Origin of the sequence: Actinophytocola sp. (genome assembly GCF_035712165.1) — a bacterium.
In the GTDB taxonomy this organism is placed as follows: domain Bacteria; phylum Actinomycetota; class Actinomycetes; order Mycobacteriales; family Pseudonocardiaceae; genus DASYTH01.
This window is the reverse complement of record NZ_DASTBH010000199.1, coordinates 1-9,909: the sequence shown is the minus strand read 5'-3', so window position 1 is coordinate 9,909 and position 9,909 is coordinate 1. Positions and strand designations below refer to the sequence as shown.

The 9,909-nt window shown below is 72.8% G+C and carries 12 protein-coding genes; 8 read left to right on the top strand and 4 right to left on the bottom strand.

Features of this window, described 5'->3' with window-relative positions; translation table 11 throughout:
• Positions 1-181 precede the first annotated feature (181 nt).
• The 3 genes from VFO68_RS11140 (at position 182) to VFO68_RS11130 (ending at position 2,125) form a co-directional block, all read left to right on the top strand.
• On the top strand, positions 182-613 hold the full coding sequence (locus tag VFO68_RS11140; RefSeq protein ID WP_325158145.1) for a hypothetical protein: 432 nt from the start codon (positions 182-184) through the stop codon (positions 611-613).
• A gap of 14 nt (positions 614-627) precedes the next feature.
• Complete coding sequence (locus VFO68_RS11135) at positions 628-1,227, top strand: cell wall protein (protein WP_325158144.1); 600 nt, start codon at positions 628-630, stop codon at positions 1,225-1,227.
• 82 nt (positions 1,228-1,309) lie between these two features.
• Entirely contained in the window at positions 1,310-2,125 is an 816-nt protein-coding gene (locus VFO68_RS11130) for a MauE/DoxX family redox-associated membrane protein (RefSeq protein ID WP_325158143.1), read from the top strand.
• A gap of 1 nt (position 2,126) precedes the next feature.
• On the opposite strand, the gene VFO68_RS11125 is transcribed toward VFO68_RS11130, so the two are convergent.
• On the bottom strand, positions 2,127-2,636 hold the full coding sequence (locus tag VFO68_RS11125; RefSeq protein ID WP_325158142.1) for a hypothetical protein: 510 nt from the start codon (positions 2,634-2,636) through the stop codon (positions 2,127-2,129).
• A 41-nt stretch (positions 2,637-2,677) separates the two neighbouring features.
• Complete coding sequence (locus VFO68_RS11120) at positions 2,678-3,235, bottom strand: GNAT family N-acetyltransferase (RefSeq protein ID WP_325158141.1); 558 nt, start codon at positions 3,233-3,235, stop codon at positions 2,678-2,680.
• A gap of 41 nt (positions 3,236-3,276) precedes the next feature.
• Between VFO68_RS11120 and VFO68_RS11115 the strand changes: the two genes are divergently transcribed.
• Genes VFO68_RS11115 through VFO68_RS11105 form a run of 3 tightly spaced genes read left to right on the top strand, consistent with a single transcriptional unit; the run spans position 3,277 to position 7,018 of the window.
• Positions 3,277-4,761: a serine/threonine-protein kinase gene (locus VFO68_RS11115; protein WP_325158140.1), complete on the top strand. Its 1,485-nt coding sequence runs from the start codon at positions 3,277-3,279 to the stop codon at positions 4,759-4,761.
• A 56-nt stretch (positions 4,762-4,817) separates the two neighbouring features.
• Positions 4,818-5,792: an EamA family transporter gene (locus tag VFO68_RS11110; protein ID WP_325158139.1), complete on the top strand. Its 975-nt coding sequence runs from the start codon at positions 4,818-4,820 to the stop codon at positions 5,790-5,792.
• Positions 5,789-7,018 carry a winged helix-turn-helix domain-containing protein gene (locus VFO68_RS11105; RefSeq protein WP_325158138.1) on the top strand — a complete coding sequence of 410 codons (1,230 nt, stop codon included), beginning with the start codon at positions 5,789-5,791 and terminating at the stop codon, positions 7,016-7,018. Before VFO68_RS11110 ends, VFO68_RS11105 begins: the two co-directional genes overlap by 4 nt.
• Before the next feature lie 117 nt (positions 7,019-7,135).
• On the opposite strand, the gene VFO68_RS11100 is transcribed toward VFO68_RS11105, so the two are convergent.
• Positions 7,136-8,074, bottom strand: a complete 939-nt coding sequence (locus tag VFO68_RS11100) for a DUF4097 family beta strand repeat-containing protein (protein WP_325158137.1) — start codon at positions 8,072-8,074, stop codon at positions 7,136-7,138.
• A 13-nt stretch (positions 8,075-8,087) separates the two neighbouring features.
• Positions 8,088-8,633 (bottom strand): toxin-antitoxin system HicB family antitoxin, encoded by a 546-nt coding sequence (locus tag VFO68_RS11095; protein ID WP_325158136.1) that lies wholly within the window; start codon positions 8,631-8,633, stop codon positions 8,088-8,090.
• 131 nt (positions 8,634-8,764) lie between these two features.
• On the opposite strand from VFO68_RS11095, the gene thyX reads away from it, so the two are divergent.
• Positions 8,765-9,517 (top strand): FAD-dependent thymidylate synthase, encoded by a 753-nt coding sequence (thyX, locus tag VFO68_RS11090; RefSeq protein ID WP_325158135.1) that lies wholly within the window; start codon positions 8,765-8,767, stop codon positions 9,515-9,517.
• Between the two features lie 118 nt (positions 9,518-9,635).
• On the top strand, positions 9,636-9,909 hold a 274-nt coding region (locus VFO68_RS11085), incomplete at its 3' end, for an ACT domain-containing protein (RefSeq protein ID WP_325158134.1).

The following is a 9,909-nucleotide window of genomic DNA, read 5'->3' as shown; positions in this document are numbered from 1 at the left end:
ACATAACTAACTCCCGTCTGTTCGCGTAAAGGTCCCACCCCTGCTGCCTTGGCGACCCGCGCGACGAGGGCCAGACGAGGAGCCGGGGACGCATGCCCACGATCCGCCCCGGCCCGTACTCGTGCTCGCTCGTCCCGGTGTGGTTTCGGCCTGGCGGCCTTCCCGGAAAGGGAGCGTCCGAATGACACCAACCGACGTCGAGCCGATGGCGCCGACTCCGGCCGAAACCTCATGGTTCTGTTGCGGCGGTGGCTGGGGACCGTGCGGGTCCGCCGGCGGCGGCGCGTGCGGCAACTGCCAGTCCGGCAGCCGGCACTGCGCCTGGCCGAACACGTCCGACGCCTGCTTCGCGATCACCCGCCCGGACCGGTGCGGCGACAACCTGCTCCGCCGCACCTGCGGGCACACCTTCTTCGTGCGGCACCTGTGCGGTACCAGCGAGATCTCGGTCCGGATCGCCGACTGCGGCCCGCAGACCGACCTGTGGTGCGGCGAACGCCGGTGCTGCAGCGGCAGCTGCGCCACCAACCGGTTGCTCGACCTCACCCCGTCGGCGTTCAGCGCCCTGGGCAACCTGTCCAGCGGCATCATCCCCGTCTACGTCCGCAGCTAGGAGGTGCTCGAGAAATGGATGCATTGGGGCGCAGGCGATTCCTGACCCGTGCGGTACTGGGCACCACCGCGACCGTCGCGGGTGCCTCGGTGCTCGGCGCGCTGGCGCCGGAGGCACTCGCCGACCCGGTTCCCGACGTCGAGGCCGGTGCGCCGGACCCGAACTTCGCCGAGGGCCGGGTCACCGGCGTCAAGGGCAGCATGCTCACGGCCACCGGTTCGGACGGTGTGCTGCACCTGATCCAACTCACCGCCGCCACCAGCATCTGGAAGCTGCGTCCGACCACATTGGACGCCGCCCAGGTCGGTGACGGGCTCTACGCGCGCGGTGTGCGCATGCCGGACGGGGTGCTGGCCGCCGACGCGGTCTGGCTGAACATCGTCAACCTGACCGTGCACATCTCCGCGATCAGCAAGGACACCCTGCATCTCGACCACCACGGTGACAAGATCGTCGGGCACGTGGTGTCCGGGACGACGGCCGCCGTCTACAACGGAACCCCGGCCGTCAGCGACCTGTCGCTGCTCAAGGTCGGTCAGCACGCCCAGGTGATCGGGGCGTGGCGGCCGGACACCAACGAGGTCGACATCGCCACGGTGTTCGCCGCCGCCTGAGCCCGCCGGAGCGCAATGTGGCATCGCTTTCCCACCCGGGCAGGCGATGTCACATTGCCTTCCTTCCCGAGAGGAAGTGAACGTGTTGCAGTGGTTGGCAGATCTGCAGCCCGCGCTGCTCGGCGCGGTGCTGCTGTGGGCGGCCTCGGTCAAGCTGTTCGCCCGGTCGGCCCGGCAGGCGGCCCGGCGTTCGGCCCTGGTTCGGCTGGTGGGCAAGGATCGGGTGTTCCTCGCCTACCGTGCGGTGGGCTGCGCCGAACTGGCGATCGGCGCGCTGCTGGTGCTACCGCCGGTGCACCCGGCCGAGGCGGTCGCCGCGGTCGGCCTCGGCCTCGGCATGCTCGGCTACCTGCTCTACGCCCGGATCGCCGCACCGGACTCGTCCTGCGGCTGCCTGGGGGACAAGCACGTCCCGGTCCGGTTCCGCGCGCTGGCGCGGGCCGGGGTCCTGGTGCTGGCCGGCGCGGCCGCGACCGGCGCCACCGACTGGTGGCCGCTGGCCGTCACGCGCAACCCGCTTGCGGCCGCGGCGGTCCTGCTGGCCGAGGGCGCGCTGATCGTGGTGTTGTCCCCGGAACTGGACCATCGCTGGCTGCATCCGTTGCGGCGGCTGCGGTTGCGGATCAGCCACCCGCTGGCCGGCCGACCCGTCGAGGTGCCGCTGGCGGCCAGCGTCCAGCAACTGCACGGCAGCGCCGCGTACCGCTCGGTGGCCGGTCTGCTGCGCTCGGACCTGCTGGACACCTGGGACGAGGGGGACTGGCGGCTGCTGACCTACTCCGCCCGTCCGGAGTCCGGCCCGGCCACCGCCGTGTTCGCGGTGCCGCGCCACGGTTACCACCCCGACGACGTGCGGGTGGTGCTCATCGCCGAGGAGGAGGTGCCGGTACCGGCATAGGTCAGAAGAAGGCGCCCGTGAACGCGGCGGGCGCGGCGGCCATCGCGCTGAACCGGATGAACCGGCCGATCAGTCCGGCCGACAGGAACGCGGTCAGGTTCATCCGGACCAGGCCGGCCAGCACCGTGGTGGCCATGAACGGCGGCAGCCCGAGCACGGAGCTGACCCCGTAGGTGCCGACCATCCACCGCGGATGCCGGTGGCAGCGTTCGGTCAGCCGCTCCAGCCCGGCGCGCATCCGCTTGGTGCGCAGCGCCCACCGGTCCCGCCGGGGTGTCGGTGGGCGGTCGCGCAGATGGAGGAACCCGGGCAGCCGCAGCGAACCGCGCGCGGCGAAGTAGTAGATAAGCTTGCCGGCCACCTGCCCGACCGCGATCACCGCGCCGAGCGCCAGCCACGGGATGTCCGGCTGCTGGCTGACCAGGCCGAGCAGGAACAACTCGACGCTGATCAGCGGCAGCAGCGCTGAGCCGAACGCGACACCCAGCGTCACGCTCAGCCAGACCAGCATGGACAACCCCCCAGTGCGAGTGCGAACACCAGGATAACGGTTCAGCAAAGCTCCAGGTCCAGCGAACCGGTCAGCCGGATCTCGCGGATGGTGCGCTCGCCGGCATCCAGCGTGCGGGCCGTGCCGTCCGGCGCCCAGCCGGCCCGCCGGTAGAAGCTCAACGAGGCCGCGTCGGCCGCCGGCACCCAGCAGATTCCCCTGGTCGATCCGGTGGCGCGCAGGGCCTGGCCGAGCCGCGCCAGCAGCCGGCCGCCGTGCCCACGCCGGCCCCAGCGCGGTTCGACCAGCAGCGTCGCCACCAGGGCCACGGTCGCCGCGTCCTCGGGCGGCCGGCCCGCCGCGTCGGCCGCCTCCCCGGCCGGGGCCGGACCGGCCGCGCCGAAACCCACCGTCCAGTCGCCCTCGCCGGCCACCAGCACCGTCGCCGGGCCGTTCTCGATCGTCTCCCGCCACTGCCCGGCCGCCGCCGACTCGGTCACCCCGGCGAGCACTCCGGCCGGCAGGATCTCGGCATAGGCGGTGCGCCAGGTGGACAGTTGGATCCGGGCGATCTCGGCGGAGTCGGCCGGATCGGCCAATCGGACGAACGCGTGAGCCATGCGGGCAACATAGTGGCGCAGGTGTCCTAGGCTCTCTGGGCGTGGTCTCCCTAACCCTGCCTGGCTACCAGATCCTCAGCGTGCTCGGGCGGGGTGGCTTCGGAGTGGTGTACCGGGCCCGCCAACTGACCATCGACCGGGAGGTCGCGGTCAAGGTCGACAGCCGGGTGATCCTCGACGACCGGGACCAGCGCCGGTTCCTGCGCGAGGTGCGGGCCGCCGGGCGGTTGTCCGGCCATCCGAACGTGGTGGAGATCTACGACGCCGGGGTGCTGCAGGACGGATATCCCTATCTGGTCATGGAGTTGTGCGCGGGCGGCTCGCTGGCCGGCCGGTCGCCGATGCCCGCCTCCGACGTCGCCGGCATCGGCCGGGGCATCGCCGACGCGCTGTCCGCCGCGCACGGCATGGGCGTGCTGCACCGGGACATCAAGCCGGGCAACATCCTGGTCAAGCGGTACGGCACGGTGGGGCTGGCCGACTTCGGGCTGGCCGCGCTGATCGAGTCCGGCCGGGAGACCTCGGTGACCCTGGCCGCGCTCACCCCCGCCTACGCCCCGCCCGAGGCGTTCCACCTGCAGGCGCCGTCGCCCCGCTCGGACATCTACGCACTGGGCGCCACGCTGTACGCGCTGCTGGCCGGCCGGCCGCCCCGGTTTCCGGCCAACGGCGACCTGAGCCTGCCGGAGATCATGCGGTTGCACGACGCGCCCGTGCCCGACCTGCCCGGGGTCGCCCCGGGCCTGACCGCGGTGCTGCGCCGGACCATGGCCAAGGCGCCCGAGCAGCGCCACCCGGATGCCGCGACGCTGCGCGACGACCTGGCCCGCTGGACCGTCCCCGGCCAGCAGGTGACGATCACTGCTCCGGTCCGGCCGCCCGAGCCGCCCGCCGAGGCGCAGCTGGAGTCCCGCCGCACCATGACCCCCACGCGCCGCCGCACGCTGCTGGCCGGCGCGGCCCTGCTCGCCGTCCTGTTGCTGCTCGGCGTGTGGTACTTCGTCGCCAAGGATCCGGACGACCCGGGCGGCCAGGCCGCCCAGCAACCCACCGGCCTGAGCGATTCCGGTCCGGCCAGCAACCCGGTGGACCTGGGCATCGAGACCAGCATCGACGACTGCCCGGCGGCCGGGGTGTCCGACGGCGCCGCGCGGTGCGCCAAGCGGGCCGAGTGCTGGAGCGGGATGGTGCTCATCCAGGGCGAGCTGACCAGCGTGCGGCGCATTCCGTGTGACCAGCTGCACACCTGGGAGACCTACGCGATCGCGCCGGTCCCGGCCGGGGTCGCCGACCCGTACCTGGACGTGCTCGAGGGCAACCCGACCGTGCTCGGCGTGTGTTCCAAGGAGATCCTGCTCGACTCCCGGTTCGGCCAGGCGCTGGAGATTCCCCCGGACAAGTGGGAGTCCTCGGTGATGCCACCGACGCCGGAGGACCGGGCCGCCCGGCGTGACGTTTATCGCTGTGTCGGCACGGTCAGCGGCGACGGGACGGCCGGCGTGGCGTTCCGTCCCGCGCAGCCCTGAGGACCAGGTCGAATAACCGCTGAAAGTTTGTCGGTGGTTCGTGTCATGGTGTCCCCATGAGCGACACTCTGAGCACCTCCACGAGGACCACCCCGAGCTGGCTCGCCTGGGCCGCGCTCGGCGTGGTCTACGTCGTGTGGGGCTCGACCTACCTGGCGATCCGGTTCACCGTCGAGTCGATGCCGCCGCTGCTGTCCGGCGGACTGCGGTTCGTGATCGCCGGGCTGGTGCTGGTCCTGGCCGTGCTGGTGCTGGCCGGCCGGGGTGCGCTGCGGATGACCCGGGCCCAGCTGGGCAGCGCGGTGCTGATCGGGCTGCTGCTGCCGGCCTGGGGCAACGGGATGGTGGTGATCGCCGAGCAGCACCTGGCCTCCGGGCTGGCCGCGCTGCTGGTCGCCTCGGTCCCGTTGTACGTCGTGGTGCTGCGCCGGGTGCTCGGCGAGCGGCCGCCGCTGGTCACCGCGATCGGGGTCGCCATCGGCGGCGTCGGTCTGGCGGTGCTGCTGCTCGGCGGTCCGGCCGAGGGCGCGCACGGCTCGGCCGGGTGGGCGCCGTGGCTGGTGCTGCTCGCCGCGCTGGGCTGGTCCATCGGGTCGGTGGCCAGCACCCGGCTGCCGGTGCCGGCCAACCCGTTCGCGCTGTCCGCGGTGGAGATGGTGGCCGGCGGCACGGCCATGGTGGTCGTCGGCCTGGTCAGCGGTGAACGGATGAACCTGGCTCAGGTCACCGCCGGGTCCTGGCTGGCCTGGTCGTACCTGATCCTGTTCGGCTCGCTGCTGGCGTTCAGCTCGTACGTGTTCGTGCTCGGCAAGCTGCCGGTGTCCACCGTGGCCACCTACGCCTACGTCAACCCGGTGATCGCCGTGCTGCTCGGCTTCCTGCTGGCCGGCGAGCAGTTCGGCTTCGTGCAGCTGGCCGGCGGCCTGGTCGTGCTCGTTGCCGTGATCGTGGTCGTCCGGGCCGAACAACGCCCCAAGCCCGAGCCGCCGTGCGGGGAAATGTCGGTCCCGGATGGCAAGGTCCGCTTATGACCGAGACGTTGAGCGCGGCCGCCGCCCGGCGGATGGCGTTGGCGGCACAGGGCTTCGCCCAGGAGCGTCCGGCCTCCGAGCCGGGCAGGCGGCACCTGCGCAGGGTGCTGTCCCAGGTCCAGGTGCTCCAGCTGGACTCGGTGAACGTGGCGGTGCGCGCGCACTACATGCCGCTGTTCAGCCGGCTCGGCCCGTACGAACCGTCGCTTGTGGACGATGCGGCCTGGACGCACTCGACCCGCAGGCCCCGGATGCTGGTGGAGTACTGGGCGCACATGGCCAGCCTGATGCCGGTGGCGGACTGGCCGTTGCTGCGCTGGCGGATGCGCGGTTACGAGCGGCGGTGGTGGGGCGCGGAGCCGCAGGTCACCAGGGACTCGCCCGGTCTGGTCGACGACCTGCTGGCCGCGGTGAAGGAGCTCGGTCCGGTGAGCGCCGGCCGGCTGGAGGAGGAGCTCGGCGGCAGTCCGCGCCAGGCCCGGGCGGCCGGCGGCTGGTGGAACCGGTCGGACGTCAAGCACACCTGCGAGTTCATGTTCGCCACCGGCCAGCTGACCACCGCCGCCCGGCGCGGCTTCGAACGCCTCTACGACCTGCCGGAGCGGGTGCTGCCGCCGGAGGTGCTGGCCGCCCCGCCGGTGTCCGACGAGGACGCCGCCCGCGCGCTCGTGTTACGTGCCGCGGTCGCGCACGGCGTCGCCACCGAGCCCGACCTGCGCGACTACTACCGCCTCAAGCCCGCGCCCAGCCAGCGCGCGGTCGCCGACCTGGTCGACGCCGGGCTGCTGGAGCCGGTCACGGTCCACGGCTGGCGGCACCCGGCCTACCGCCACCCCGCCGCGCGCCTGCCGCGCCGGGTCACCGGACGTGCGCTGCTGTGCCCGTTCGACCCGCTGATCTGGGAACGCGCCCGCACCGAGCGGATCTTCGACTTCCACTACCGGATCGAGATCTACGTCCCCGAGCCGAAGCGGGTGCACGGCTACTACGTCTTCCCGTTCCTGCTCGACGGTGAGCTGGTCGCCCGGGTCGACCTCAAGTCCGACCGCGCCACCGGCACGCTCCGCGTCCAGGCCGCCTTCGCCGAACCCGGCGTGCCCATCCCCCGGGTGGCCGGCGAGCTCGCCGCCGAGCTCCGCACCATGGCCACCTGGCTCAACCTCGACGCCGTCCGGGTGACCCCCCGGGGCGACCTGGCCGGCCCGCTCGCCACCGCCCTCCGGTGACGGGATCCCGCGCAGCGGGACGCCGGGTGCGGTCCTCCCGACAGGACCGCACCCGGCGTCCCGGCGTCGCCGGGAACCCCCGCCCGGCTTCACCTCCACCCCTGGGTCTGTGCGTGATCAGGTCGCGGCGGGGCTCACCACGGCCGAGCCGGAGGCGGTGCGGCCGTGGATGCGCAGGGAGCTTCCGGCCTCGGGACGGCTTTCGGACAGGTCGAGGTCGCTGCGCGCCTGGCCGGTGCCGGACGACAGGTCGATCTCGGCCGCGGAGCCGGCCCGAACCCCGACCCGGATGGAGCCGGAGCCGGTCTGCAGCTCGATCTGCCCGGCGGCCGCGTCGGCCACGGTGAGGTCACCGCTGCCGGTGCGGGCCATGACGTCGGCCGTCACCGCGCCCAGCCACACGTCACCGCTGCCGGTGAACAGCGAGGCCGGGCCGCCGATCGAGGTCACCTCGACGTCGCCGGAGCCGGTGCGCGCCTTGAGCCCGGCGAGCATCGGGCCGAGCCGCACCGCACCCGAGCCGGTGCGCACGTCGGCCGTCCCGCTGGACCGGTCGGCGTTGACCGCCCCGGAGCCGGTGTGCAGGTCCAGCCGCGCGGCCGCGCCGGTGACGCTGATGTCCGCCGAACCGCTGTGCGCGATCACGCTCGAGTCGACCGGCGCACGCACCGACACGGCGATCGCGACGCTGCGCAGCGGCAGGTTCTTCGGCGTGCGCACGACGAGCCGGCCGCCGACCAGGTCGACCCGGGTCTGCCGGACCGCCTCGGCGGGGGAGATCTCGCCGGTCTGTTCGCCGAACTGGGTGCTGACCCAGTTGATCAGGCTGTTCATCCCCTGCATCCACGGGTTGCCCCCGGAGCTGAGGTCGTGCCGCACCTCGACGTGCACGCCGGGCTCGTCGACCAACCGCACCTCGATCCGGCCCGCACCGACGCCCAGGTCCAGCTCGACCGGTCCGGTGGTCTCGAAGCTCTGCTGGCGCACCACGTCACCGGCCGACCCGACCGTCTCGGTCGTGTCGAACTCTTCGGTCGTCTCGTCCTTGTCGGTCATCACGACGTCCCCCTCAGCCCTCGTACCAACCGCGGACGTGGGACGACGAGCCGCCGGGGCCGCGCCGCTCCTCCCACCGCTGCTGCTTCCACTGGCGCTTCCACTGGTGCTTGGCCTCGCGCAGGGCGTCCTTGTCGCCGTGCAGCGCGGACTGCACCGCCTGCTGCACGAACGCGTTGAGCGACACCCCCTGGGCGGCCGCTGCGGCCTCGGCCTTGGCCTTGATCTGCTCGAACAGCCGGAGCGTCATGCGGCTCATGTCTCCCGTCTCGTCCATGGGCGGTGGCGGGGGCGACGCGTCCTCCTGCGAGCCGTCCCCGGTGAGCGTGACGACCACCTGCACGTCCCGGCCGTCCAGCCGGACCTCGACGACGGCGTCGTCGAGCGAGGCGGTGACCTCGGCGGCCAGGTCGGACAGCGCGTTCATGAGCGCCAGCCGGGCTGAGGGCTCGAGCGCGGCGGCGAGCACCGCGGCCGCCCGCCGGGTGTGCTCGTCACCGGCCGAGGCGGTGGTATTCAGGTCCTCGCGAAGCGATGCGAGGTAAGGCGTGAGATCCATGACGTCACTATGACACCACAGATGACATCAGTCAAGCGGCCGGTGGCGTCACGGTGATGGCGCATGGCATGCCCGCCGTGTCGGGGCCGGCGGTTAGGCTCGAGACCACGCCGTGTCAGGAGGAGGTCGGAGTGACGGAGATCGTGTCGCCGAAGGTGTTGCTGATCGCGCGAACCGAGTTCATCCCCCCGGCCGACGTGCCGTGGTCCACCGACGCCGACGGCGGCGAGGCGCTCGCCGAGTTCGCCGGCCGGGCCTGCTACCAGTCCTGGAAGAAGCCCAACCCGGCAACCGCGACCAATGCCGGCTACCTGCGGCACATTCTCGAGGTCGGCCACCTGTCGGTGCTCGAGCACGGCTCGGTCAGCTTCTACATCACCGGCATCTCCCGGTCGCTGACCCACGAGCTGATCCGGCACCGGCACTTCTCCTACTCCCAGCTGTCCCAGCGCTACGTCCCGGAGCGCACCGCCGCGATGGTCGAGCCGGAGGTGATCGCCGGCGACCCGGAGCTGCACGCGAAGTTCCTGGCCGCCACCCAGGCCAGTGTGGACGCCTACATCGACCTGCTGGCCGGTCTCGAGGAGCGCTTCGCCGACGTGGCCAACCCGACGCTGCGCCGCAAGCAGGCCCGCCAGGCCGCCCGCGCGGTGCTGCCCAACGCCACCGAGACGCGCATCGTGGTCACCGGCAACTACCGGGCCTGGCGGCACTTCATCGCCATGCGCGCCACCGAGCACGCCGACGTGGAGATCCGCGAGCTGGCCGTGGAGTGCCTGCGCCAGCTCCAGAAGGCCGCGCACAACGTGTTCGACGACTTCGTGATCGCCAAGCTGCCGGACGGCACCGAGGTGGCCTCCAGCCCGTTCGTCACCGAGGGCTAGCAGTGTTCAACGAGTTCGCGCGCGATCGGATCTGCGGGGCAGGCCTCGGCCGCGCATGGGCGCTCTGGCAGGCGAGCGGCCTGCCGCCACAGATCCGAGCCTTCGGCGGGGGCGCGCGATGAGGCGGCTGGCGGTCGACGTCCGACCCGACGAGTACACGGTCGCCCGGCTCCCGGCGGGCACGGCGCTGCCGGCCGGCCTGCACGACCACCCGGCGGCGCTGGTCTCGGTCACCAGCACGCCCGAGGAGGTGTCGGTGGTCTGCCCGAGCAGCCTCGCCCCGGCGGCGGGCCAGGCCGACGCCGGCTGGCGGCTGCTGACCGTGCGCGGCCCGCTGGAGTTCACCCTCACCGGGATCATGGCCGCCCTCTCCGGCGTCCTGGCCGCGGCCG